This is a genomic window from Salipiger marinus (genome assembly GCF_035481585.1).
In the GTDB taxonomy this organism is placed as follows: Bacteria; Pseudomonadota; Alphaproteobacteria; order Rhodobacterales; family Rhodobacteraceae; genus Salipiger; species Salipiger marinus.
Map to the genome: position 1 here is coordinate 29252 of NZ_JAYKSL010000021.1, position 22164 is coordinate 51415.

Annotated in this window: 27 protein-coding genes; 14 read left to right on the forward strand and 13 right to left on the reverse strand. The window is 67.5% G+C overall.

Translation table 11 applies throughout. The annotated features are described in order from the left end of the window. Positions 1 to 108: 108 nt before the first annotated feature. From arsH to VK682_RS21500, 4 genes are read right to left on the reverse strand one after another with little or no spacing between them, the layout of a single operon-like run. On the reverse strand, positions 109 to 822 hold the full coding sequence (arsH, locus tag VK682_RS21485; RefSeq protein WP_230797615.1) for an arsenical resistance protein ArsH: 714 nt from the start codon (positions 820 to 822) through the stop codon (positions 109 to 111). Continuing rightward, positions 819 to 1235 (reverse strand): arsenate reductase (glutaredoxin), encoded by a 417-nt coding sequence (gene arsC, locus VK682_RS21490; RefSeq protein ID WP_089850601.1) that lies wholly within the window; start codon positions 1233 to 1235, stop codon positions 819 to 821. The genes arsH and arsC overlap by 4 nt, the downstream gene beginning before the upstream one ends. Further along, positions 1232 to 2287: an ACR3 family arsenite efflux transporter gene (arsB, locus tag VK682_RS21495; RefSeq protein WP_089850603.1), complete on the reverse strand. Its 1056-nt coding sequence runs from the start codon at positions 2285 to 2287 to the stop codon at positions 1232 to 1234. Before arsB ends, arsC begins: the two co-directional genes overlap by 4 nt. A 15-nt stretch (positions 2288 to 2302) precedes the next feature. After that, the gene (locus VK682_RS21500; RefSeq protein ID WP_089850605.1) at positions 2303 to 2635 is read right to left on the reverse strand and encodes an ArsR/SmtB family transcription factor; all 333 of its coding nucleotides are present in this window, start codon (positions 2633 to 2635) and stop codon (positions 2303 to 2305) included. Positions 2636 to 2744: 109 nt separating this feature from the next. On the opposite strand from VK682_RS21500, the gene VK682_RS21505 reads away from it, so the two are divergent. The 4 genes from VK682_RS21505 to VK682_RS21520 all read left to right on the forward strand — a co-directional run bounded on the left by VK682_RS21505 (position 2745) and on the right by VK682_RS21520 (position 5688). Further along, positions 2745 to 3101, forward strand: coding sequence for a hypothetical protein (locus VK682_RS21505; protein WP_324782536.1), 357 nt, complete (start codon positions 2745 to 2747; stop codon positions 3099 to 3101). Between the two features lie 81 nt (positions 3102 to 3182). Continuing rightward, entirely contained in the window at positions 3183 to 3740 is a 558-nt protein-coding gene (locus tag VK682_RS21510; protein ID WP_230797613.1) for a copper chaperone PCu(A)C, read from the forward strand. Beyond that, entirely contained in the window at positions 3730 to 4338 is a 609-nt protein-coding gene (locus tag VK682_RS21515) for an SCO family protein (protein WP_230797612.1), read from the forward strand. Before VK682_RS21510 ends, VK682_RS21515 begins: the two co-directional genes overlap by 11 nt. A 102-nt stretch (positions 4339 to 4440) precedes the next feature. Next, positions 4441 to 5688, forward strand: a complete 1248-nt coding sequence (locus VK682_RS21520) for a lytic murein transglycosylase (RefSeq protein WP_230797611.1) — start codon at positions 4441 to 4443, stop codon at positions 5686 to 5688. A 92-nt stretch (positions 5689 to 5780) separates the two neighbouring features. On the opposite strand, the gene VK682_RS21525 is transcribed toward VK682_RS21520, so the two are convergent. The 7 genes from VK682_RS21525 to VK682_RS21555 all read right to left on the reverse strand — a co-directional run bounded on the left by VK682_RS21525 (position 5781) and on the right by VK682_RS21555 (position 12848). Continuing rightward, positions 5781 to 7070 carry an amidohydrolase family protein gene (locus VK682_RS21525; protein WP_230797610.1) on the reverse strand — a complete coding sequence of 430 codons (1290 nt, stop codon included), beginning with the start codon at positions 7068 to 7070 and terminating at the stop codon, positions 5781 to 5783. After that, positions 7070 to 8017 carry an ABC transporter permease gene (locus tag VK682_RS21530; RefSeq protein ID WP_230797609.1) on the reverse strand — a complete coding sequence of 316 codons (948 nt, stop codon included), beginning with the start codon at positions 8015 to 8017 and terminating at the stop codon, positions 7070 to 7072. Before VK682_RS21530 ends, VK682_RS21525 begins: the two co-directional genes overlap by 1 nt. Continuing rightward, positions 8014 to 9060: an ABC transporter permease gene (locus VK682_RS21535; RefSeq protein ID WP_089850619.1), complete on the reverse strand. Its 1047-nt coding sequence runs from the start codon at positions 9058 to 9060 to the stop codon at positions 8014 to 8016. The genes VK682_RS21530 and VK682_RS21535 overlap by 4 nt, the downstream gene beginning before the upstream one ends. Next, positions 9050 to 10588 (reverse strand): ABC transporter ATP-binding protein, encoded by a 1539-nt coding sequence (locus VK682_RS21540; protein WP_324782537.1) that lies wholly within the window; start codon positions 10586 to 10588, stop codon positions 9050 to 9052. Before VK682_RS21540 ends, VK682_RS21535 begins: the two co-directional genes overlap by 11 nt. Next, complete coding sequence (locus tag VK682_RS21545; protein ID WP_324782538.1) at positions 10588 to 11619, reverse strand: BMP family protein; 1032 nt, start codon at positions 11617 to 11619, stop codon at positions 10588 to 10590. Before VK682_RS21545 ends, VK682_RS21540 begins: the two co-directional genes overlap by 1 nt. Positions 11620 to 11881: 262 nt before the next feature. Further along, complete coding sequence (locus VK682_RS21550) at positions 11882 to 12586, reverse strand: winged helix-turn-helix domain-containing protein (RefSeq protein ID WP_230797606.1); 705 nt, start codon at positions 12584 to 12586, stop codon at positions 11882 to 11884. Further along, positions 12558 to 12848, reverse strand: a complete 291-nt coding sequence (locus VK682_RS21555) for a hypothetical protein (RefSeq protein WP_089850625.1) — start codon at positions 12846 to 12848, stop codon at positions 12558 to 12560. Before VK682_RS21555 ends, VK682_RS21550 begins: the two co-directional genes overlap by 29 nt. Positions 12849 to 13009: 161 nt before the next feature. On the opposite strand from VK682_RS21555, the gene VK682_RS21560 reads away from it, so the two are divergent. The 5 genes from VK682_RS21560 to VK682_RS21580 all read left to right on the forward strand — a co-directional run bounded on the left by VK682_RS21560 (position 13010) and on the right by VK682_RS21580 (position 16814). Beyond that, on the forward strand, positions 13010 to 13561 hold the full coding sequence (locus VK682_RS21560; protein WP_230797605.1) for a hypothetical protein: 552 nt from the start codon (positions 13010 to 13012) through the stop codon (positions 13559 to 13561). Between the two features lie 294 nt (positions 13562 to 13855). Next, positions 13856 to 14329 carry an SsrA-binding protein SmpB gene (smpB, locus tag VK682_RS21565; RefSeq protein ID WP_089850629.1) on the forward strand — a complete coding sequence of 158 codons (474 nt, stop codon included), beginning with the start codon at positions 13856 to 13858 and terminating at the stop codon, positions 14327 to 14329. Positions 14330 to 14454: 125 nt separating this feature from the next. Then, positions 14455 to 14700: a hypothetical protein gene (locus VK682_RS21570; RefSeq protein ID WP_089850631.1), complete on the forward strand. Its 246-nt coding sequence runs from the start codon at positions 14455 to 14457 to the stop codon at positions 14698 to 14700. A 72-nt stretch (positions 14701 to 14772) separates the two neighbouring features. After that, positions 14773 to 15630 carry a 3-mercaptopyruvate sulfurtransferase gene (gene sseA / locus VK682_RS21575; protein WP_230797604.1) on the forward strand — a complete coding sequence of 286 codons (858 nt, stop codon included), beginning with the start codon at positions 14773 to 14775 and terminating at the stop codon, positions 15628 to 15630. Then, positions 15630 to 16814, forward strand: coding sequence for an amino acid aminotransferase (locus tag VK682_RS21580; RefSeq protein ID WP_089850634.1), 1185 nt, complete (start codon positions 15630 to 15632; stop codon positions 16812 to 16814). The genes sseA and VK682_RS21580 overlap by 1 nt, the downstream gene beginning before the upstream one ends. A 35-nt stretch (positions 16815 to 16849) precedes the next feature. On the opposite strand, the gene VK682_RS21585 is transcribed toward VK682_RS21580, so the two are convergent. Beyond that, positions 16850 to 17194: an antibiotic biosynthesis monooxygenase family protein gene (locus tag VK682_RS21585; RefSeq protein WP_089850636.1), complete on the reverse strand. Its 345-nt coding sequence runs from the start codon at positions 17192 to 17194 to the stop codon at positions 16850 to 16852. A gap of 118 nt (positions 17195 to 17312) precedes the next feature. On the opposite strand from VK682_RS21585, the gene VK682_RS21590 reads away from it, so the two are divergent. From VK682_RS21590 to rlmH, 3 genes are all read left to right on the forward strand, one after another. Then, complete coding sequence (locus VK682_RS21590) at positions 17313 to 17999, forward strand: glycosyltransferase family protein (protein ID WP_230797603.1); 687 nt, start codon at positions 17313 to 17315, stop codon at positions 17997 to 17999. A gap of 184 nt (positions 18000 to 18183) precedes the next feature. Further along, positions 18184 to 18621, forward strand: coding sequence for a ribosome silencing factor (rsfS, locus tag VK682_RS21595; RefSeq protein ID WP_230797602.1), 438 nt, complete (start codon positions 18184 to 18186; stop codon positions 18619 to 18621). Positions 18622 to 18630: 9 nt separating this feature from the next. Further along, positions 18631 to 19101, forward strand: a complete 471-nt coding sequence (gene rlmH, locus VK682_RS21600) for a 23S rRNA (pseudouridine(1915)-N(3))-methyltransferase RlmH (RefSeq protein WP_089850641.1) — start codon at positions 18631 to 18633, stop codon at positions 19099 to 19101. Here the strand turns inward: rlmH and VK682_RS21605 are convergent. Next, positions 19072 to 19911, reverse strand: coding sequence for an undecaprenyl-diphosphate phosphatase (locus VK682_RS21605; RefSeq protein WP_230797601.1), 840 nt, complete (start codon positions 19909 to 19911; stop codon positions 19072 to 19074). The genes rlmH and VK682_RS21605 overlap by 30 nt on opposite strands. A gap of 226 nt (positions 19912 to 20137) precedes the next feature. Here VK682_RS21605 and VK682_RS21610 point away from each other — a divergent pair, with 226 nt between their 5' ends. Together VK682_RS21610 and VK682_RS21615 are read left to right on the forward strand one after the other, a co-directional pair. Next, positions 20138 to 21577: an NAD(P)-dependent oxidoreductase gene (locus VK682_RS21610; protein WP_324782541.1), complete on the forward strand. Its 1440-nt coding sequence runs from the start codon at positions 20138 to 20140 to the stop codon at positions 21575 to 21577. A gap of 65 nt (positions 21578 to 21642) precedes the next feature. Further along, the gene (locus tag VK682_RS21615; RefSeq protein WP_230797599.1) at positions 21643 to 22080 is read left to right on the forward strand and encodes a GFA family protein; all 438 of its coding nucleotides are present in this window, start codon (positions 21643 to 21645) and stop codon (positions 22078 to 22080) included. Positions 22081 to 22164 lie beyond the last annotated feature (84 nt).

The window sequence follows — 22164 nt, forward strand, 5'->3', positions numbered from 1 at the left end:
GCCACCAGTCCAAGCGGATCCGGCGGGATTTGGCTGCCCCGGATCCGCGCATGGAACCTGACGTCAGGGCAGGTGCCGCAGGGGCTGAAAGCGCGTACAGAGCGGGGTTCAGGTGGCCTTGGTCTGGTTCACGCGGGCCGACAGCGCGGCATGGCTTTCCACCCGTTCGGAGTAGCGGTCGACCAGGTGATCGCGGATGTCGCGGGTCAGCAGGGTGAAGCGCACCAGCTCCTCCATCACGTCGACGATGCGGTCGTAATAGGGGGAGGGTTTCATCCGGCCCTCGGCATCGAACTCGTCCCATGCCTTGGCGACGGAGGACTGGTTGGGGATGGTCAGAAGCCGCATCCAGCGCCCGAGGATCCGCAGCTGGTTCACGGTGTTGAACGACTGCGAGCCGCCGCAGACCTGCATCACCGCCAGCGTCTTGCCCTGCGTGGGCCGCACCCCGCCCAAGGACAGCGGGATCCAGTCGATCTGCGTCTTCATCAGCCCGGTCATGGCGCCGTGGCGTTCGGGGGAACACCACACCATGCCGTCGCACCATGTGGTCAGATCGCGCAGTTCGGCGACCTTGGGGTGGTCAGGCTCGGCGCTGTCGACCAGCGGCAGACCGGCAGGATCGTAAAGCCGCGGCTCCGCCCCCATGGCGCGCAGCAGCCGCGCGGCCTCTTCGGCGCAAAGCCGCGAATAGCTGCGGTCGCGCAGCGAGCCATAAAGCAGCAGGATGCGCGGCGGTTCGCTGCTGCGGTCGGGCGCAGCCAGATCGGCGGCGGCGGGGATGCGGAAACAGGCGGTGTCGATATTGGGCAGGTCGGTCATGGGCGGTGGCCTTCTTCGGTCAGGACCAGTTCCCCGTCTTCCTTGTAAAGCGGGCCGGGGGGCAGGGTGTCGAGCAGATCAAGCACGGTTTCCGACGGGCGGCACAGGCGCACGCCGCGCGGGCAGGCCACGATCGGACGGTTCACGAGGATGGGATGGGTCAGCATGGCGTCAAGCAGCGCGTCATCGCTCACCCCGTCCTCCAGCAGGCCCAGCTCTGCGGCGGGGGTGCCACGGCTGCGCAGCGCGTCGCGCGGGCGGAGACCTGCTGCGGCGAACAGCGCCAGAAGCTGCGGGCGGGTCCAGCCTTCGGTCAGGTAGTCGATCACCACGGGGTCGGTGCCGGAGCGGCGGATGAAGTCCAGCACGTTGCGCGACGTGCCGCAGGCGGGGTTGTGAAAGACGACGATCATGCGGGGGTTTCCGGGAAATGGCGGCGGGTGCGGTTGGCGAAGGCCACCAGCGACAGCATCACCGGCACCTCGACCAGCACGCCCACCACGGTGGCCAGCGCCGCGCCGGAGGACAGGCCGAAGAGGCTGATCGCCACCGCTACGGCAAGTTCGAAGAAGTTGGAGGTGCCGATCAGCGCGCAGGGGGCGGCGATGCGGTGCGGCACGCGCAGCAGATGCGCGGCACCATAGGCCAGCGCGAAGATGCCATAGCTCTGGATCAGGATCGGCACCGCGATCAGCGCGATGACCATGGGCCGGTCAAGGATCACCTGACCCTGCAGGCCGAACAGGATGGCGACGGTGGCGATCAGCCCGATGATCGACAGCGGCTTGGCCTGCGCGGCAAAGCGGGCGATGCGCTCGGGGCTGCGCAGCGCGCGGCGGGTCAGCAGCCCGGCCCCCAGCGGCAGCACCACATAAAGCAGCGTCGCCAGCACCAGCGTTTCCCACGGCACCACGATGTCGGTGACCCCCAGAAGCAGCGCCACGATGGGGGCGAAAAGCACGACCATCACCAGATCGTTGACCGACACCTGCACCAGCGTATAGGTCGCGTCGCCCCGGGTCAGCTGCGACCAGACGAAGACCATGGCGGTGCAGGGCGCGGCGCCCAGCAGGATCAGCCCGGCAGTGTATTGCGCCGCATCCTCGGGCGCGATCCACGGCGCGAACACGTAGTCAAAGAACAGCACCGCCAGCAGCGCCATGGTGAAGGGCTTCACCAGCCAGTTGACCGCCAGCGTCACCATCAGCCCGCGCGGCTGCCGCGCCACATTGGCGACGGCGCCCAGATCGACGCTGACCATCATGGGAAACACCATGGCCCAGATCAGCACCGCGACCACAAGGTTGATGGAGGCGACCTCGGCACTGGCGATGGCGGTGACAAGGCCGGGGGCCAGCGTGCCAAGCGCAAGCCCGGCCAGCATCGCCAGCGCCACCCACAGGCTCAGAAGGCGTTCGAAAAGCCCAAGCGGCTGCGGGGCAGGGTCGGTGGCAGAATGGGTCATAAAATCCTCTAAACGTCAGCAGGGGCAGGACAGCTGGTCCAGCATGGGTTGGCACTGTTCTGGCCTGCCGCCGCAACAGTCCTGTATCAGGAAGCCGAGAAGATCGCGCATCTGCTCCATCCGGGCGAAATAGCGGATCGACCGGCCCTCGCGGGCAGAGCGCACCAGCCCGGCGGCGGCCAGAATGGTCAGGTTGTTGGACAGGGTGTTGGCGCGGATCTGCAGCGCCTCGGCGATCTCTCCCGCCGCCATGCCCTCGGGGCCCGCGCGGACCAGCAGGCGGAACGTGTCGAGCCGCAGGTCATGGGCAAGGGCGGAGAGGGAGTCGAGCGCGTCTGTCTTTTCCATGTTTCATGTAATAATGAAATGATGGCGCGCCTGCAAGTCCCGCTCCGCGTGGTGCGACCGATGCGCTCAGGGGCTTCCGCGCTGCGCGGGTCCGGCGCTACAAGAGCGCATGATCCGACGCAGCCGCCAAAGTCTTGTGCTGATCTCGGCCGTGCTGCTGCTGGCGCTGGCCAGCATCGGCTTTGCCGCGCGCATGGCGCCCGAAGCGGCTTCGGCGCAGGGCGAGCTGGGGGCTTACCTCGCCATGGGGGGCAGTCTGGAGGATCTCTGCGCCGACGGGCTGCCCGGTCATGACCATGACTGCCCGCTCTGCCGCCTGCTGTCCGATCCGCCCGACATGGCGCCGCCCGTCCTTGCGCAGCGGCTGCGCTGCGCCTTCGGGGCGGTGCCGCTGGCCGATCTGCGCCTGTCGCCGCGCCGGGGCAATCCGCATGTGGCGCCGCGCGCGCCTCCGGCTCTGGTCTGATCCCGTGGCGCCGGGTGCGGCGCCTGACCAGACCTTTGCGCAGGCCGCTTTGCGTCCGCGCGCCTTTTCCGGAGAAAGACCATGCTGAAAACCACGCTTTGCGTGCTGGCGCTCTGCGCCGCCCCCCTTGTCGCCGCCGCCCAGCACAGCGGCGATGCCTTGCCCAGCCCGACAGGATCGAGCCAGAGCTTGGGCGATCTGGTGCTGACGGACGGGTTTTCCCGCGCCACCCTGCCCAATGCCCCCGTGGCGGGCGGCTTTGTGACCATCACCAATACCGGCAGTGCCGATGACCGGCTGATCGCCGCGCGTTCGGACGTGGCCGGGCATGTGGAGGTGCACGAGATGGCGATGGAGGGGCAGGTGATGCGGATGCGCGGCCTGCCAGAGGGCCTGCCGATCCCGGCGGGGGAAACGGTGACGCTGAAACCCGGCGGCTATCACCTGATGCTCATGGATCTGCGCCAGCCCCTGACCGAAGGCGAAACCGTCTCTGTCACGCTGACCTTCGAACGCGCCGGCACGGTCGAGATGCCGCTGGTCATCGGGGCGTCCAACGCCACCGCCGTGGCGGGGCAGTCTGCCGGGCAGTCCGGCCATGACGGCATGGATCACGGGGCGATGGACCATGGAAAGTAACCCCCGCCGCCGCATCACCCTGCTGCGCGTCGCGCTGTGGGGGCTGGTCCTGCTGGCGCTGCTGGCGCTCCTGTGGGTCCGCGTCATCGCCCCGCGGCTGACGCAGGATCTGACCGACACGCTGGGGCAGGGCAGCTATCAGCTGACCGCCACCGATGGCACCACCTTCACCGAGGACACGCTGCGCGGCGCGCCCTCTGCGGTGTTTTTCGGCTTCACCCATTGCCCCGAGGTCTGCCCGACCACGCTGGGCGACATCGCCACATGGCAGGAGGGGCTGCAGGCCGAAGGGCGCGACCTGCGGGTGTTCTTTGCCACGGTCGATCCCGAACGCGACACGCCGGAGCTGCTGGGCAAGTATGTGTCCTGGGTGCCGGGCGTCACCGGGCTTTCGGGCGATCCGGCAGAGGTGAAAAAGGCCATCGAGGCGTTCCGTATCTTCGCCGCCAAGGTGCCGATGGAGGGCGGTGGCTACACCATGGATCATTCCGCCATGGTGCTGCTGTTCGACGCGCGGGGCCGCTATGCGGGCTTCATCTCCTATCAGGAGGAGTATGACCGTGCGATGGACAAGCTGCGCGGGCTGACTGGCGCCTGAGCCTGACCGGCGGGGAGTCGCCGTGTGATCGGCGGCCCCTTGCCGGGCGCGGTGCGGCGGGCCACTCTGCGCCAAAGCCAGACAAAAGGCAGAGGCAGGCAGATGACCCTTTCAAGACGATCCCTGATGTGGAGCGGTGGCGCGCTGGCGCTGCTGGCGGGCTGTGGCGGCGGCATGGCGCCCATGGGCGGCGGTATGGCGCCGGTCGATGATCCGGGCCTGCGCCCGCAGCCCAATGCGGGCTGGGATGCGTGGGTTGCAGGGTTCCGCGGGCGCGCGCAGCAGGCGGGCATTTCGCCCGGCACCTTCGATGCGGGCTTCCGCGCAGCGGGGTTCCTGCCCGGTGTGGTCGACCGCGACCGCAACCAGACCGAATTCACCCGCACGCTGGAAGATTACCTTGCCATCACCGCCTCTGAAACCAAGGTGCGCGAGGGAAGGGCGAAGCTGGGCCAGTATCTGGCGCTGCTGCAGGAGATCGAAGGCCGCTATGGCGTGCCGCCGCAGGTCGTGGCGGCAGTCTGGGGCATGGAAAGCAATTACGGCAGCCGCCGGGGCGACATTCCGGTGCTGTCGGCCACCTCGACGCTGGCTTATGACGGGCGGCGGGGCGCGTTTTTCGAGGCGCAGGCGCTGTCGGCGCTGCGCATTCTGGAACGGGGCGACGTGACGCCCGCGCGGCTGGTGGGCAGCTGGGCCGGGGCCATGGGCCACACGCAGTTCATCCCCACCACCTATCAGGATTTTGCCGTGGATTTCCGGGGCGACGGGCGGCGCGACATCTGGTCGGAAGATCCGACCGACGGTCTGGCCTCCACCGCCAATTATCTGGCGAAAAGCGGCTGGCGGCGCGGCGAGCCCTGGGGGCTGGAAGTGGTGCTGCCTGCGGGCTTCGACACCGGGCTGGCGGGACGCGGCAGCACGCGGGGCGACTGGGCCGCGCTGGGCGTCCGCGCCGCCTCGGGCGGGGCGCTGCCGGGGGGCGCGTCGTCGCTGATCCTGCCTGCGGGGCCGACCGGCCCGGCCTTTCTGGTCTATCGCAATTTCGGCGTCATCCTGCGTTACAACAATGCCGAGAAATACGGCATCGGCGTCGGGCATCTGTCGGACCGGCTGCTGGGGGCGGGGCCGCTGCGCGGCAGCTTCCCGCCCGACCGCTTCGGCCTGACGCTGGAGGAGCGCAAGGCGCTGCAGGCCCGGCTTAACGCGGGCGGATTCGAGGCGGGCACGCCCGATGGCGTGCTGGGCTCGCGCACCACGGCGGCCATCGAGGCCTATCAGGCGCAGGCCGGGCTCACGGTGACCGGAGAGCCGTCGCCCGCGCTGCTGGCGCGGCTCGGCGGGCGCTGAGCGGCGGGCAGGGGAGGGGGCGCTGCCCCCTCTTGGCCTGCGGCCAATTCACCCCCGGAGTTTAGGGGCAAGATGAAGGGGCGCGCCGCCGGTCAGTGTGGCGGCAGCGTGTGGCGGCGGCGCACCGTCTGCGGGCGCCCGGTCAGGCCGAGCCGCGCGTCGTTGCGCGCCTGCCGCGACACCACCCGGCCCTTGGAGATCACGCAGAGCCGGTCGGGACGCAGCCGCAGCGCCTCGACGGCATCGCCCGCATCCAGCACCACCAGCGAGGCGCGCCTGCCCGGTGCCAGCCCGTAGTCCGGCAGGCCAAGGATGGCGGCATTGTCTTCGGTCACCATGGTGAAGCAGCGCGCCATGTCCTGCGGCGAGGTCATCTGCGCCACATGCAGCCCCATGAAGGCCACGTCCAGCATGTCGCCGGTGCCCAGCGAATACCACGGGTCGCGCACGCAGTCCTGCCCCCAACCGACGCGGATGCCCTGCGCCTGCATCTCGCGCACCCGGGTCAGGCCGCGCCGCTTGGGGTAGCTGTCATGCCGCCCCTGCAGCACGATGTTGATGAGCGGGTTGGGGATGGCGGCGATCTGCGCCTCGGCGATCAGCGGCAGCAGTTTCGAGACATAGTAATTGTCCATGGAATGCATGGAGGTCAGGTGGCTGGCCGCCACCCGCCCGTGCAGGCCAAGCCGCTGCACCTCATAGGCCAGCGTTTCGATATGGCGCGACAGCGGGTCGTCGGTTTCGTCGCAATGGATGTCCACCGGCAGGCCGCGGTCGGCGGCGATCTCGCAGAGCTGGGTCAGCGAGGCCGCGCCCTGTTCCATGCTGCGTTCGAAATGCGGGATGCCGCCCACCACGTCCACGCCCATGTCCAGCGCGCGCAGCAGGTTCTGCCGCCCGGTGGGGCTGCGCAGGAAGCCGTCCTGCGGAAAGGCCACCAGCTGCAGGTCGAGATAGGGTTTCACCCGCTCGCGCACCTCCAGCATGGCGGTGACGGTGTTCAGATGGTCCGGCGTGGTGTCCACATGGGTGCGGATCGCCAGCAGGCCCAGCGACACGGCCCAGTCGCAATAGGTCAGGGCGCGGTCCACCATCTCGTCGACCGTGGCCTGATCGCGCAGTTCGCCCCAGAGGCTGATGCCTTCGAGCAGCGTGCCCGAGGCGTTGATGCGCGGCGTGCCGTAGCTGAGCGTCGCATCCATGTGGAAATGCGGATCGACAAAAGGCGGGCTGACCAGATCGCCCTGCGCGTCGATCACCTCGCCCGCGTCGCTGCCGGAAAGGTCGCCCATGGCGGCGATGCGGTCGCCGGTGATGCCGATGTCCAGCACGCGGCCATCGGGCAGGGTGCCGCCCGTCACAAGAAGGTCAAAGCTGGCCATCAGCGCTCTCCACGGTTGAAAGGGGTCATCAGGGCGGCGGGAATCTCGGCCCGGCGCGACATCAGGATCAGCGCGAGGATCGACAGCAGATAAGGCACCATCAGGAACACCTGATAGGGCACCACCTGTCCCAGCGGCGTCTGCTGCATGCGGATCTGCAGCGCGTCGAAGCCAGCAAACAGCAGCGCCCCCAGCAGCGCCTTGCCCGGGCGCCACGCGCCGAACACCACCAGCGCGATGCAGATCCAGCCGCGACCGTTCACCATTTCGAAGAAGAAGCTGGAAAAGGCCGACATGGTCAGGAAGGCGCCGCCCACGGCCATCAGCCCGGATCCGACGATCACCGCCCCCATGCGCAGCCCGGTCACCGACAGGCCCTGCGCCGCCACCGCCTGCGGGTTTTCCCCCGCCGCGCGCAGCGCCAGCCCCAGCGGCGTGCGGTAGAGCACGAAGGCCACCATCCCGGCCAGCCCAAAGCCTGCCCATGTCAGCGCGGTCTGGGAAAACAGCGCCTCGCCCAGCCATGGCAGATCCGACAGGCCCGGGATGTGCAGCGGCGCAAAGGGCTCGATCCGGGGTGGGCTCGTGACCTCGGGCAGGGCCAGACGGTAGGCGAAGGAGGCGGTGGCGGTGGCCAGCAGCGTGATGCCCAGCCCCACCACATGCTGCGACAGGCCGAAGGGCACGGTCAGCGTGGCATGCAGCGCGCCAAAGGCCATGCCCGCCAGCAGCGCCACGCCCACCCCCGGCCACAGGCCCAGCCCGGCATAGACCGCGATCCAGCCGGTAAAGGCGCCGATCACCATGATCCCCTCGATCCCGAGGTTCAGCACGCCCGCGCGTTCGCAGATCAGCTCGCCCATGGTGGCAAAGATCAGCGGCGAGGCGATGCGCAGCACGGCGGCCCAGAAGCTGGCCTGCATCAGGATGTCGAAAAGCTCGGTCATCCGCGCACCACCCGCATCCGTGTCAGCAGCAGCGCCAGCACCATGAACAGCAGCGCCGTGGCCAGCAGCATGTCGGCGATATAGGTGGGCACCCCCGCCGCGCGCGACATGCTGTCGGCGCCCACGAAGATGCCCGCGACGAACAGCGCCGACACCACCACGCCCAAGGGATGCAGCAGCGCCAGCATGGCGACGATGATGCCGGTATAGCCAAAGCCGGGCGACAGGTCGGCGGTCAGGTTGCCCTTCAGCCCCGCCACCTCGGAAAAGCCCGCAAGGGCGGCAAGCCCGCCCGAGATCAGCGCCGTCTTGACCAGCACCCGGCCCACCGGGATGCCTGCAAACCGCGCCGCCTGCGGGCTGAGCCCCACGGCGCGGATTTCGTATCCCAGCGTGGTGCGGGTCTGCATCAGCCAGATCCCCGCCGCACAGATCAGCGCCAGCGCGAAGCCCCAGTGCAGCCGCAGCCCCTCGGCCAGCCGGGGCAGGCGCGCGTCGCGGGGCAGGGCCGGGGATTTGGGCCAGCCCATGCCCATCGGATCCTTCAGCGGCCCCTCCAGCAGGTAAGAGATCAGCAGCGCCATGATGAAATTCAGCAGCAGCGTGGTCACCACCTCGTCCACGCCCATCCGGGTCTTGAGCAGCACCGGCCCCAGCAGCACCAGCGCCCCGGCCAGCACCGCCGCCCCCGCCATCAGCGGCAGCGCCAGCGGGCCGGGCAGGCCCGCCTGCGTGCCCACCACCACGGTCAGCAGCGCGCCCGCGTAAAGCTGCGCCTCGGCGCCGATGTTCCAAAGCTTGGCGCGGAAGGCCACCGCCACCGCCAGCCCGGTAAAGATCAGCGGCGTCGCGCGGTTCAGCGTTTCCAGCGCCGCGAACTTGCTGCCGACGGCGCCCTGCAGGATCAGCCCCAGCGTGGCCAAGGGATCGGCCCCCGCCAGCATCGCCAGCGCCGAGGCGACCAGCACCGTGGCGGCAAGCGCCAGCGCGGGCAGGCCCAGCCTGCGCGCCAGCGAGGGCGCGGCGATGGGTTCAAGCCGCATGATCGACCCCTGCGCCCGCCATCCATTGCCCCAGTTCGGCGGGTGTCTTGCTGCCGCGGGGAAATTCCGGCGAAAGCCGCCCGTCGCAGATCACCCGCACCACATCCGACAGCGTCAGCACCTCGTCCAGATCCTCCGAAATCAGCAGCACCGCCGCGCCCGCGTCCCGCGCCGCGATCAGCCGGTCCTGCACATAGGTCACCGCGCCGATGTCGAGCCCGCGCACCGGCTGGTTGGCAAGGATCACCACGGGGCCCGCCTCCAGCACGCGGCCAAGGATCAGCTTCTGCATGTTGCCGCCTGACAGCAGGCGGATGCGCGCCTCGGGTCCGGGGCAGCGGATGTCGTAGGCCTCGATCAGATCCTGCGCCGCGCGGCGGGCGGCGCGCCAGTCCATTAGGCCGCGCCGCGCCACGGGCGGGCGGGCATAGGTTTCCAGCACGGCGTTTTCGGTCAGGGTGAAATCCGCGATGGTGCCGGTCCTGTGCCGGTCCTCGGGGATGCGCCCGATCCCGGCGGCCAGCGCCGCGCGCGGCGACCACTGGCGCACCGGCACGCCGTCCAGTTCCATCCGGCCCGCCTGCGGCGCCTCCAGCCCCGAGAGCAGATCGGCCAGCGCGCCCTGACCGTTGCCCGACACGCCCGCAAGGCCAAGGATCTGCCCCGCCCGCAGATCCAGATCGATGCCGCGCAGCCCGGGGCGGGTGCCCTGCGGCGGTGTCACCACGCCCGCCAGCCGCAGCCGCACCGCGCCGGGGCGCGCCGGGCTGGGCGCGGGCGGGGTGATCTCTGCCCCCACCATCATTTCGGCCAGCGCCTCGCGGCTGGTATCGGCTGTCGCCACCTCTCCGGCCAGCCGGCCATGGCGCAGCACCAGCACGCGCTGCGAGGCTGCCATGACCTCGTGCAGCTTGTGGCTGATGAAGATCACCGACAGCCCCTGCGCCACCATCCGGCGCAGCGTGTCGAACAGCGCCTCGCTTTCCTGCGGGGTCAGCACCGCCGTCGGCTCGTCAAGGATCAGGATCCGCGCCTCGCGATACAGCGCCTTGAGGATCTCGACCCGCTGGCGTTCGCCCACCGACAGCGCGCCCACCCGCGCGTCGGGATCGACCGCCAGCCCGAATTCCCGCGACAGCTGCGCCACCCGCCGCCGCGCCGCGCCGCGGCCCAGCGACAGCCGCCACAGCGGTTCGGTGCCCAGCAGGATGTTGTCCAGCACGGTCAGGTTGTCGGCCAGCGTAAAATGCTGATGCACCATGCCCACGCCCGCGCGCAGCGCCGCGCCCGGCAGGCCGGGGGGCAGCTTCTGGCCGAACACCTCCACCTCGCCCTCATCGGCGGTGTAATGGCCAAAGAGGATGTTCATCAGCGTGGTCTTGCCCGCGCCATTCTCCCCCAGCAGCGCCACGACCTCGCCGCGCCGCAGCGCAAGGCTGATGCCGTCATTGGCCAGCAGGGCGCCGAACCGCTTGGTGATGTTGGTCAGGCGCAGGACAATGTCCTGCGCCCCATGGTCTTGCGTCATCAGGAAGAGGTCGGCTCTGTATCGTTGATCTCGACGGTAAAGCTGCCATCCCGGATCGCCGCCTCGCGCGTGGCCACCAGATCCAGCGCCGCCTGCTGCACCTTGCCTTCGAACCTGCCCAGCGGGGCCAGCGAACAGCCCCCCTCCTTCATGAAGGAATAGATGCCGTAATCCTCTGCCGCGAAGCTGCCCGAGGCCACCTTGGCCAGCGCCGCCTGCAGGGTCGGCTCGAAATGCCACAGCGCCGAGGCGACCACGGTGTCGGGGTAATCCGCCTGCGTATCGATCACGTTGCCGATGGCCAGCACGCCGCGTTCCTGCGCCGCATCCGACACGCCGAAGCGTTCGGCATAAAGCAGGTCGGCGCCGCCTTCGATCATGGCAAAGGCGGTTTCCTTGGCCTTGGGCGGATCGAACCACGACCCGATGAAGCTCACCTGAAACGCCGCCTCGGGCTTGCTCTCGCGCACCCCGGCCATGAAGGCATGCATCAGCCGGTTGACCTCGGGGATGGGAAAGCCGCCCACCATGCCGATGGTGCCGGTCTCGCTCATGGCGCCCGCGATGATGCCGGAAAGGTAAGAGGCGTCCTGAATGTAATTGTCGAAGACGCCCAGATTCGGATAGGCCGGATCCGGCGGAAAGCTGGAGCCCAGCAGGAAGGCGGTGTCGGGATAATCCAGCACCACCTCGCGCGCCTCCTGCTCCACGCCAAAGATCTCGCCCACGATCAGCTGCGCGCCGCTTTCGGCATATTCGCGCATCACGCGGGGGTAATCGGTATTGGCGGTGTTCTCGGTGAAGCTGTACTCGATCTGCCCCGCCGCCTTGGCGGCTTCGGCGGCCAGATGGATGCGGCTCACCCATTGCTGTTCCACCGGCACCGTATAGATGCCTGCCACCCGCACCGGGGCCTGCGCCTGCAGCCGCGTCGGCAGACCGCCAAACGCCGCCAGCGCCGCCACCCCGCCCGTGCCCATCAGCATCCGCCGCCGGGTAAGCCCCGGACCGCCGCGTGTCCATGTCGTCATGATCAGACCCATCCCTGTTATGTCTGGCCGGTTTTTGACCATGCGGTAAGGAAGGGCGCGAGTCGCGGCAATCCCATTGGGCCGGTCTGCGGCAGAATTCGCCTGTTTGCCCGGCATTGCCAAGGGTTTTGCCGAAATAAATGGCGCAGGCTTCTTCTGACCGCAAATATCCCGGGGGAGTCCGCGCCCGCGCGGACGGGGGCAGCGCCCCCGCCTTGCGGCGTCCTCCGCAGTTGGAAAGGCCCCGCCTCGCCTCTGCGGCTCAGACCAGCGCGATCACCGATTTGTCGATGGCCAGCATGTAGCCGCGGCGGGTGATGTTCTTGACCAGCAGTTCGCTGACGATCTGGTTGCCCAGCCCGTCGCGCAGCCGCTTGATGCGGGTGGCGCCTGCGGCCTCGTCGCAGTCGGCGGCATCGCGCCCGGAAATCACCGCCTCGATCTGCGCGCCGGTCATCATCTCGTCATCCATGCGCGCCTCGGCCAGAACGGTCAGCGTCTCGATCATCGCCTCGGTCAGCTTGAAACCCATGGTGTTGAGATAGACCATGTTCTCCTCGCGCGAGATCAGCAGCGAATTGACCTGAATCCCGGCGCGTTCGATCTGCGCCATGCGCCGGTTCAGCGTCACCAGCATGACCAGAAACACCAGCGCCGCCACCAGCAGCGCCGTGGCAAAGACCAGCAGCACGAAGATCACCACCCGGTAGCTGACCAGAACCTCGGAAAAGGCGGTGCCCGACTGCGCGAGAATCTCCAGCAGCCGGACCTCGGAGGGCGCGGTCAGCGTGTCATTCTCGACAAAGATCCGCTCCACCCGCGCGTTGAAGGCATTGCCATCGGGCAGGGTCAGCAGCAGCCCGGCCCCGGCAGCCATCAGCAGTGCCACGATGGCCGCGATCCCGAAGACCACGATCCGGGTTCCGGCGCGGCGCGCCTCAGTAGCGGAGATAGAAGTCACCGGCATTCGCCTTCTTCTCGGCAGAAGGTTCCTCTGCCGACAGATGCACCACGTTCAGCAGCGTCCAGCCGTTGCGGTCCAGCCGGATCTCCATCTGGGCGGCGGCGGCATTGGCGGGCGGGCAGGCCGCCCCGGGCAGGGTCGAGATGCCGTAATGCAGGCGCAGCGGGTTGTCCTGCTTGGCCTTGTATTCGACAAAACAGGCCGCCTGTGCCGCCGAAGCGGGCAGGACGGTCAGCAGGAAAAGCGCGCAGGCCATGGGTTTCATGCCGCGACACTGATCGCGCGGCCCGCACAAATCAATAGCGAAGCCCGGACAGGGCGCGGTTATCCGATAACACTTTGGGGATATTGCCCGTTTTCACGAGCTGGCCAAGGCTCGGGCTGGGTGCGGTCCTGCCGCACGATCCCCTTTCAAGGAGCTTTCCCATGTCCCGAACCTTCATCTCTGTCGTTCTTGCCACGGCGCTGTCGCTGGCCGTGGCGCTGCCCGCCCCGGTCCGCGCCGACGAACAGGACATCGCCCGCGCCGTGGGCGTGGCCGCCACGCTTTTTGTGCTGGGCAAGGCGATCCAGAACGCGCGTGACAAGGACGACGACAAAGACCGCAAGGACCGGCACGACGGCTGGCAGGACCGCGCGCCGCATCCCCACGGATCCGCCGCACCGCATCTGCCGCGCCCGTGGCAGCCGCATCTGGACGACCGCCACAAGCCGCTTCCCCGGGTGATCGGGCGCCCGCACGCGCCGCAGCCCGCCGCCCGCCACCTGCTGCCGCGCGCCTGCCTGCTGGCGGTGTCGGGCGCGCGCACGGATCACGTTCTGGCCGAAGGCTGCCTGCGCCAGCACGGCATCCGCCTGAACAGCCTGCCCGACCGCTGCCGGATGCAGGTCGCCACCTCGCGCGGGCGCGCCACCGCCTTTTCCGAACGCTGCCTTGCCGGACAGGGCTACCGCGTGGCGGCGGGCCCGCGACGCTGATCGGCAGCCCTGCCGCCGCCCCGCGCGACAGAACAGCCGACCGCGCGCCGCTGAGGCTCGGCAAACCAGACGCGGCGGCGGCACCCGGATGCCCGCCGCGGCGTGTGTGGCGGCCTCGGATGCCTCCGGCGGGGATATTTGGGGCCGCTGGAAGCGCGGACGTGGTTTCCATTGGCTTTAAATATCCCGGGGGGCCGCGCGGCAGCGCGGTGGGGGCAGCGCCCCCTCGGCCCCACCATCCGCGCGCGCGCCCCGTATGGACAGGGACGCGTGCGCAGCCTATGTCAGCCCATCATGGCACAGACAAAGTCCGACCCGAATTACAAGATCATCGCCGAGAACCGGCGGGCGCGTTTCGATTATGCCATCGAGGACGATCTCGAATGCGGCATCATGCTGACCGGGTCCGAGGTGAAGAGCCTGCGCGAGAACTCCGCCAATGTGGCCGAGAGCTATGCGGCGGTGGAGGAGAGCGAGCTTTGGCTGGTGAACTCCTATATCGCTCCCTATACCCGGGCGATGTTCCCGCATGAGGAACGGCGGCGGCGCAAGCTGCTGGTGTCCAAGAAGGATCTGTCGCGGCTCTGGAACGAGACCCAGCGCAAGGGCATGACGCTTGTCCCGCTGGTCATGTATTTCAACCACAAGGGCATCGTGAAGCTGAAGATCGGCATCGCGCGCGGCAAGAAGAACCACGACAAGCGCGAGACCGAGGCCAAGCGCGACTGGAACCGCCAGAAGCAGCGCCTGCTCAAGCAGGGCGGCTGACCGGCGGAGAATTGCCACAGATCCGGTCAGCTTTCTGCGGCGGGGATTGTCTTTCCTGTTGGAAGGAATAAGCAGCGCCCGACCGCGGCTGCCGCGGGATTTCTGCGTGATCGGGGGATTTACGCATGTTTTTCGGGATGATCGTCGGCGCGGTGTCCATCGTGCTGTGCGGACCATTGTGGCCGCGGCTCAGTCAGGGCCGCACCGTCGATGCCATGTCGGGCACCGTGGGCGGGGGTCTTGGCGGGCTTTGCGCGCTGCTGATCGGCTCGGGCGAGGCGGGGGTGGCCGCCGAGGCACTGGGCGGGCTTGCCGGGGGCGGGCTGGGGCTTCTGCTGGTGGGCATCATCGCCCAGTCCTCGGCGGAGTGAGCGGCGGCGCCCTTGTCAGCGCGGGGTTCCCCGACTAGAGACAGGGCGATGCCGACTGCCCGGGGGGAGCTCATGGCCCTTGACGATCCCAAGACGCTGGTTTCGACCAACTGGCTGGCGCAGCACCTGAAGGATCCCGATCTGCGGGTTCTGGACGCCAGCTGGTATATGCCCGGATCGGGTCGCGATCCGAATGCCGAATATGACGCCGCCCATATCCCCGGCGCGCGGTTCTTCGACATTGACGAGATTTCCGACCTGCGCTCGGACCTGCCGCATATGGTGCCGCCGGTGGACAAGTTCATGTCCCGGATGCGCGCCATGGGGGTGGGTGACGGCCATCAGGTGGTGGTCTATGACGGCGCGGGGCTGTTTTCCGCCGCGCGCGTCTGGTGGCTGTTCAAGCTGATGGGGCAGGATGACGTGGCCGTGCTGGATGGCGGCTTACCCAAATGGCAGGCCGAGGGCCGCGAGGTCGAGGACATGCCGCCCGTCATCCGTGACCGGCACATGATGGTGCGCCGCCAGAACCATCTGGTGAAGGATGTCACGCAGGTTTCTGCCGCCTCCAAGCTGCGCGATCACGAGATCATCGACGCCCGCGCGGCACCGCGGTTTCGCGGCGAGGTGCCGGAGCCGCGGCCCGGCCTGCGGTCGGGGCATATTCCCGGCGCGCGCAACGTGCCCTTTGCCACGCTGCTGGCTCCGGATGGCACGCTGAAGCCGCCGCAAGCCCTGCGCGAGGTGTTTCTGGCCGCAGGGGTGGACCTGTCGAAGCCGGCGATTACCTCCTGCGGGTCCGGCGTGACCGCCGCCATTCTGAACCTTGCCCTGACCCGCATGGGCAAAAGCGACCATTCCCTGTATGACGGGTCGTGGAGCGAGTGGGGGCAATTCCCCACGCTGCCCGTCGCCACCGGAGAGGACTGATGTTCGAGACCCTCAAGGAACAACCCGCCGACAAGATCCTGATGCTGATGCAGGCCTACCGCGAAGACCCGCGCGAGCAGAAGATCGACCTTGGCGTCGGCGTCTACAAGGATGCCAGCGGCAACACGCCGGTGATGCGCGCCATCAAGGCCGCCGAAAAGCAGCTGTGGGAGCGTGAGACCACCAAGACCTATACCGGGCTTGCGGGCGATCCGGTCTTTGCCGATGCCATGGTGGATCTGGTGCTGGGCGATGCCGTGCCGCGTGAAAACGTGGCCGCCGCCGCCACCCCCGGGGGCACCGGCGCGGTGCGTCAGGGGTTCGACATGATCCGCATGGCGAACCGCAAGGCGCGGATTTTTGTCTCTGACCCGACATGGCCGAACCATCTGTCCATCCTCAAGCACATGGACATGGAGGTGGTGACCTACCGCTATTTCGACGCCGAGACGCGGGGCGTGGATTTTGTCGGCATGATCGCGGATCTGCATCAGGTGCTGCCGGGCGACGTTGTGCTGCTGCATGGCTGCTGCCACAACCCCACCGGCGCCAACCTGAACATTTCGCAGTGGAAGGCCGTGGCGGATCTGCTTCTTGAAAAAGAAGGCACGCCGATGATCGACATCGCCTATCAGGGCTTTGGCGACGGGCTGGATGCGGATGCGGCGGGCGTGCGGCTGATGGCGTCGAAGATGCCGGAATGCCTGATCGCGGCCTCCTGCTCCAAGAATTTTGGCATCTATCGCGAACGCACCGGCCTGCTGATGGCGGTCAGCCGGGATGCGGGGGCGAAGAAGCTCAACCAAGGCACGCTCAACTACCTGAACCGGCAGAATTTCTCGTTCCCGCCGGATCATGGCGCGCGGCTGGTTGGCATGGTGCTGACCGATCCCGAGCTGCGGGCCGACTGGATGGCGGAACTGGAAGAGGTGCGGCTGTCGATGCTGGGCCTGCGCGAACAGCTGGCCTCGGAACTGCAGCGTCTGTCCGGGTCGGACCGCTTCGGCTTTCTGGCGCAGCATCGCGGCATGTTCTCGCGGCTGGGGGCCACGCCCGAACAGGTGGAGACGCTGCGCAGCAAGCACGGCATCTACATGGTCGGTGATTCGCGGCTGAACATTGCCGGGCTGAACAGCGCCACCGTGCCGGTTCTGGCCGAAGCCATCGTGAAATCGGGCATCTGAGCCTGAAAGGGGGCGGGACGCCCGCCCCCTGACCCCTAGCCATGTTCGGCCAGACTGTCCTGAGGGGCCTCGTCGCGGTCGAACATGCCGTAATCCCGCAGCACATGGCAGACCTTTAGCCGGTAATCGCTGAACACGCCCTCGCGCCCGCGCCGCTGCGCGCCCCGGTGACCGGAAAGCGCGCGCCAGCGGTCCACGGCGGCCTCATCCTCGAAAAAGCTGATGGACAGCAGCTTGCCGGGGTTGGTCAGGCTTTCGAACCGTTCCACGGAAATGAAGCCTTCGACCTGTTCCACCATGGGGCGCATGGTGGCGGCAATGTCGAGATATTCGTCCCGGCGCCCCTCGGCGGGGATGACTTCGAAGATGATGGCGATCATGGCTGGCTCCTCCGTTCCGGGCAGCATGGCGGGAATGCCGCGCTTTGCAAGCCGCCGCTGCTACGGATTTACACGGGCGCCGCACGCGCCTATGTGCGGGGCAGCAGCGGAGAATGGCATGACGCAGAACAGGCAGAGCCGACGGGGCGTGGTCTATGTGGCTTGGGGCCGCGACCATGTTGACGTGGCACGCCGGTCTGCGGCCAGCGTGAAACGGTCCAACCCCGGACTGGGCACCGCGATCTGGTGCAAGCCCGGCGATGACGTCAGCGGATTCGATCAGGCGCTGTATATCCCCGAGGGGCTGAAACGGCCCAAGGTCAATGTGCTGGGCGAAAGCCCGTTCGAGGAAACGCTGTTTCTGGACAATGACACGCTGGTGCGCGCCGATCTGTCCTCGCTCTTCGATCTGCTCGACAAATACGAGATGTGCGGCGCGCAGGTGATCCTGTGGCACCGCCCGCGCCATCTGAAGAAGATCGCGCTGGACCTGCCCGAGACCTTCCCCGAGATCAACACCGGCGTGCTGCTGTATCGCAAGACGCCCGCCGTGCTGGACTTCTTCCGCGACTGGGCCGAAACCTTTGCCGTCTCCGGCATGGGGATCGACCAGCCCTCGTTCCGCGAGGTGCTGTGGCGGTCGGAGGTGAAATTCTACGTCTTCCCGCCGCAGTTCAACAAACGGGTGTTCGAGGCGTCGGAACTGCTGTGGTCGGATGCGCCCAAGCCGCGCATCCTGCATCTGGAACTGCTGAGGCCACAGAAAAACGCGCTGCTGCGCTGGCTGTCGGACCGGATCCGGTAGCGAAAGGGGCGCAAAACGGGCCCGAGTCGCGGCGGTTGCGGCGGTTTGGGCAAAAAGGAAATCAAGTCAGATCAATCCCATGGGGCGGCAGCCGGAGGCTTTGTCCGGGCTGCCGTTGAGATATGGCCCTTGCGGTGTTATCTTTTTCCCATGCCCTGCGCCGGGGTGACATTCGGCGCGTGTCATGAAGGAGGACAATGTCCTGTCACTTACTGCCGATGCGGCCACTGCCGCTGATGCGGGCCTGCCCATGACCGGGCTGACCCAACCCGAGGTCACCAGCGAGTCCATTCTTGCGCTGATCTTGCGGAGCCTTGACGACAACAAGGCCGAAGAGGTCGTGCAGATCGATCTGCGCGGCAAGACGTCTGTCTGCGACCATATGGTCATCTGTTCGGGGCGCTCGTCCCGTCAGGTGTCTGCGCTGTCGCAGAAGCTGGTCGAAGACCTCAAGCACGAGCTGGGTGTCCCTTCGAAGATCGAGGGGCAGGAAACCGGCGACTGGGTGCTGATCGACACGGGCGATGTGGTCGTCCATGTGTTCCGTCCCGAGGTGCGCGAGTTCTACCAGCTGGAAAAGATGTGGATGCCGATGGGCAAGGTGGCCCAGAGCCCGGCCTGACCTTTCGTCATGCGGGTGCATCTTTGCGTGGTGGGCCGCCTTCGGGCGGGCCCCGAACGCGATCTGATCGACGACTATCTGAAGCGGTTCGACCGAACCGGGCGGGCGATGGCGCTTGGCCCTGTCACTGTGCATGAGGTGGAGGACCGCAAGGGCGGCGGCATGGCGGCAGAGGCCGACCTGCTGCGCCGGGCGCTGCCGTCCGGTGCCAAGATCTGCGTGCTGGACGAACGCGGGCGGGTGATGAGCTCGCCCGAATTTTCCGACACGCTGGCCCGGCTGCGCGACGAGGGCGCGCCGGATCTGGCCTTTGTCATCGGCGGGGCCGACGGGATCGACCCCGCCCTGCGGGCTCAGGCGGACATGGCGCTGTCCTTTGGCGCCATGGTCTGGCCGCATATGCTGGTGCGGGTGATGCTGGCCGAGCAGCTTTACCGCGCGGCCTCTATCCTAGCCGGCAGCCCCTATCACCGCGTCTGAGCCGGCATAGCCATAGGCATAGACCAGCAGGATGATGCCAAGGATCACCCGGTAGATCACATAGGGCGTGAAGCTGACCGACCGCAGCAGCCGCATCATCAGCGTCAGCGCCAGCAGCGCCGAGATGAAGGCGAATCCGGCGGCAATGGCACCGTCCACCGCAGCCTGCCTGTTGGCGGTTTCCACCACTTCCAGCCCCAGCAGCGTGCCGGAGGCGATGATTGTGGGTATCGACATCAGCATGGACAGCTTGGCCGCGTCATGCCGGGTGTAGCCCATGAAGCGGGCGCCGGTGATGGTGATGCCCGACCGAGAGGTGCCGGGAATCAGCGCCACCGCCTGCCACAGGCCAAGCATGACCGCGTCGCGGAAGCTCCAGTCGGTTTCGGTGCGGATTTCGGGGTTCTTCTGGTCGGCCCACCACAGCACGATGCCGAAGATCAGCATGGTCCAGCCGATCAGCGCGACCGACCGCATCATGTCGGCAAGCCCGGTGACCTTGAGGATCAGGCCCACGACGATCACCGGCACGGTGGCCAGCGCAAGGCACAGGGCCAGCTTGGCCCCGGGCGTGTCGACACGGCCCGTGAGCAGGCGCAGGGTGCCGATGGCAGCCTCGCGCACGTCGGACCAGAAATACAGGATCACCGCGAACAGCGTGCCCACATGCACGGCCACGTCGATGACCTGCCCCTGATCTGCCATTCCAGTGAGATTCGGCAGAAGAATCAGGTGGCCCGAGGAAGAAATCGGCAGAAATTCGGTGATGCCCTGGATCAGGGCGAGTATAATGAGTTGGGACAGTGGCATCGCAGCGCCTCTCCGGGGGACTATCGGCGTCTGCTATATCCCCTTGGTTTTCTGGGGAAAAGAGGTAAATGGTTCCGGTTCGATACCTATTTTGACGCGATTTTCGCGACCGGGGAGGGCGTGTCTCCAAAATAAACGCATAATAGGTCAGTAAGAGTGACTTTTCTTCCGGCGCGGCTTTGAGTAAACACGCGCCACCGACTGATCTGCTTGGAGACAAGGCGTCATGGCAAAGCAACCCATGCTGAAATTCGTGAAGATCGCCCGCGACATGCCCGAGAAACGCTCGGCGGATGTGCGCAAGGAGGATTTCCACGAAATCTACGCCGAGTTCGCGGCGGCGAAGGCGGCGGAACAGGCCAGCCGCTGCAGTCAGTGCGGCGTGCCCTATTGTCAGAGCCATTGCCCGCTGCACAACAACATCCCCGACTGGCTGAACCTGACCGCCACCGGGCGGCTGCGCGAAGCCTATGAAATCAGCCAGTCCACCAACACCTTCCCCGAAATCTGTGGCCGCATCTGCCCGCAGGACCGGCTTTGCGAAGGCAATTGCGTGATCGAACAGTCGGGCCATGGCACCGTGACCATCGGCTCGGTCGAAAAATACATCACCGACACCGCTTGGGAAAACGGCTGGGTCACCCCCGCTGCCCCTGCGGTGGAACGGCCCGAAAGCGTGGGCATCATCGGCGCGGGCCCCGGCGGGCTGGCGGCGGCGGACATGCTGCGCCGTGCAGGCGTGCAGGTCACGGTCTATGACCGGTATGACCGCGCGGGCGGGCTGATGACCTATGGCATCCCCGGCTTCAAGCTGGAGAAAGAAGTGGTGATGCGCCGCAATGCCCAGCTGGAAGCGGGCGGCGTGCGCTTCGTGCTGAACTGCGCCGTGGGCGAGGACATCACCTTTGACGAGATCCGGTCGCAGCATGATGCGGTCATCATCGCCACCGGCGTCTACAAGTCCCGCGATCTGGGCGGGCCGGGCGCGGGCGCGCGCGGCATCGTGCGGGCCATCGATTATCTCACCGCCTCCAACCGCGCGGCCAACTTTGGCGACAGCGTGCCGGAGTTCGAAAGCGGCGAGCTGAATGCCGACGGCAAGAAGGTCGTGGTCATCGGCGGCGGCGACACTGCAATGGACTGCGTGCGCACCGCGATCCGGCAGGGGGCTACGTCGGTCAAATGCCTCTATCGCCGCGACCGCGCCAACATGCCGGGCAGCCAGCGCGAGACCCAGAACGCCGAAGAAGAAGGCGTGGTCTTCGAATGGCTGACAGCACCCAAGGGCTTCAAGGGCGACGCGGCGGTCGAAGCGGTGGTGGTGCAGAAGATGCGGCTGGGCCTGCCCGACGCGTCGGGGCGCCAGACGCCGGAACTGATCGACGGCAGCGACTATGACGAACCCGCCGATCTGGTCATCAAGGCGCTGGGGTTCGAACCCGAGGAACTGCCGACGCTCTGGGGCTGCCCCGAGCTGGAAGTGACGCGCTGGGGCACGGTGAAGGCCGAATTCACCAGCGGGCGCACCTCGCTGCCCGGCGTCTATGCCGTGGGCGACATCGTGCGCGGCGCTTCGCTGGTGGTCTGGGCGATCCGCGACGGTCGCGACTGCGCCGAGGCGGTGCTGAAGGATTTCCAGTCCGCGGCGGCGATTGCCGCGGAGTGAGGCCACGGCCTCTGTCCGTTTCCCTGGGTCGGCCCCGCTGACCCGCACCCAGAAAGGTCCAAGCCATGACACGCAGAAGCGGTCATTGTCTGTGCGGCGCGGTGCGATTCACCGCGACGAATTGGGGCAGCTTCGGCGTCTGTCATTGCGAACAGTGCCGTCGCTGGGCGGGATCCGCGCTGTTTGCGGTGGATGTGGCCGAGGGCGATCTGGACGTGCAGGGCGCCGAGCACATCCGCAGCTTCCGCAGCTCCGACTGGGCGACGCGGTCGTTCTGCGGGACCTGCGGTTCGGTGCTGTGGTATCGTTACGACAAAGGCGTGGACGGTGCCGGGGCCTATGAGGTCTGCCTTGGCCTGCTGGACGACGCCAATGGCTTCGCGCTGAAGCGCGAGATTTTTGCCGATGAGAAACCGGACAGCTGGGCGCTGGACGGGCAGCACGACCGGCTGACCCGTTCCGAATGCCTCGCGATGTTCGGATCGCAAAGCGACGGGGCCTGAGCCCCGGTCCCGAAGACCGAAGAATACCGGCGCACCCGCGCCACCCGAGATTCCGGCGCAGTCGCGCCGAACCACGCTAGTCCG

Coding starts and splice junctions, on each gene's coding strand:
- arsH (WP_230797615.1), bottom strand. CDS start 822: ATGACCGACCTGCCCAATATCGACACCGCCTGTTTCCGCATCCCCGCC.
- arsC (WP_089850601.1), bottom strand. CDS start 1,235: ATGATCGTCGTCTTTCACAACCCCGCCTGCGGCACGTCGCGCAACGTG.
- arsB (WP_089850603.1), bottom strand. CDS start 2,287: ATGACCCATTCTGCCACCGACCCTGCCCCGCAGCCGCTTGGGCTTTTC.
- VK682_RS21500 (WP_089850605.1), bottom strand. CDS start 2,635: ATGGAAAAGACAGACGCGCTCGACTCCCTCTCCGCCCTTGCCCATGAC.
- VK682_RS21505 (WP_324782536.1), top strand. CDS start 2,745: ATGATCCGACGCAGCCGCCAAAGTCTTGTGCTGATCTCGGCCGTGCTG.
- VK682_RS21510 (WP_230797613.1), top strand. CDS start 3,183: ATGCTGAAAACCACGCTTTGCGTGCTGGCGCTCTGCGCCGCCCCCCTT.
- VK682_RS21515 (WP_230797612.1), top strand. CDS start 3,730: ATGGAAAGTAACCCCCGCCGCCGCATCACCCTGCTGCGCGTCGCGCTG.
- VK682_RS21520 (WP_230797611.1), top strand. CDS start 4,441: ATGACCCTTTCAAGACGATCCCTGATGTGGAGCGGTGGCGCGCTGGCG.
- VK682_RS21525 (WP_230797610.1), bottom strand. CDS start 7,070: ATGGCCAGCTTTGACCTTCTTGTGACGGGCGGCACCCTGCCCGATGGC.
- VK682_RS21530 (WP_230797609.1), bottom strand. CDS start 8,017: ATGACCGAGCTTTTCGACATCCTGATGCAGGCCAGCTTCTGGGCCGCC.
- VK682_RS21535 (WP_089850619.1), bottom strand. CDS start 9,060: ATGCGGCTTGAACCCATCGCCGCGCCCTCGCTGGCGCGCAGGCTGGGC.
- VK682_RS21540 (WP_324782537.1), bottom strand. CDS start 10,588: ATGACGCAAGACCATGGGGCGCAGGACATTGTCCTGCGCCTGACCAAC.
- VK682_RS21545 (WP_324782538.1), bottom strand. CDS start 11,619: ATGACGACATGGACACGCGGCGGTCCGGGGCTTACCCGGCGGCGGATG.
- VK682_RS21550 (WP_230797606.1), bottom strand. CDS start 12,586: ATGCCGGTGACTTCTATCTCCGCTACTGAGGCGCGCCGCGCCGGAACC.
- VK682_RS21555 (WP_089850625.1), bottom strand. CDS start 12,848: ATGAAACCCATGGCCTGCGCGCTTTTCCTGCTGACCGTCCTGCCCGCT.
- VK682_RS21560 (WP_230797605.1), top strand. CDS start 13,010: ATGTCCCGAACCTTCATCTCTGTCGTTCTTGCCACGGCGCTGTCGCTG.
- smpB (WP_089850629.1), top strand. CDS start 13,856: ATGGCACAGACAAAGTCCGACCCGAATTACAAGATCATCGCCGAGAAC.
- VK682_RS21570 (WP_089850631.1), top strand. CDS start 14,455: ATGTTTTTCGGGATGATCGTCGGCGCGGTGTCCATCGTGCTGTGCGGA.
- sseA (WP_230797604.1), top strand. CDS start 14,773: ATGGCCCTTGACGATCCCAAGACGCTGGTTTCGACCAACTGGCTGGCG.
- VK682_RS21580 (WP_089850634.1), top strand. CDS start 15,630: ATGTTCGAGACCCTCAAGGAACAACCCGCCGACAAGATCCTGATGCTG.
- VK682_RS21585 (WP_089850636.1), bottom strand. CDS start 17,194: ATGATCGCCATCATCTTCGAAGTCATCCCCGCCGAGGGGCGCCGGGAC.
- VK682_RS21590 (WP_230797603.1), top strand. CDS start 17,313: ATGACGCAGAACAGGCAGAGCCGACGGGGCGTGGTCTATGTGGCTTGG.
- rsfS (WP_230797602.1), top strand. CDS start 18,184: ATGAAGGAGGACAATGTCCTGTCACTTACTGCCGATGCGGCCACTGCC.
- rlmH (WP_089850641.1), top strand. CDS start 18,631: ATGCGGGTGCATCTTTGCGTGGTGGGCCGCCTTCGGGCGGGCCCCGAA.
- VK682_RS21605 (WP_230797601.1), bottom strand. CDS start 19,911: ATGCCACTGTCCCAACTCATTATACTCGCCCTGATCCAGGGCATCACC.
- VK682_RS21610 (WP_324782541.1), top strand. CDS start 20,138: ATGGCAAAGCAACCCATGCTGAAATTCGTGAAGATCGCCCGCGACATG.
- VK682_RS21615 (WP_230797599.1), top strand. CDS start 21,643: ATGACACGCAGAAGCGGTCATTGTCTGTGCGGCGCGGTGCGATTCACC.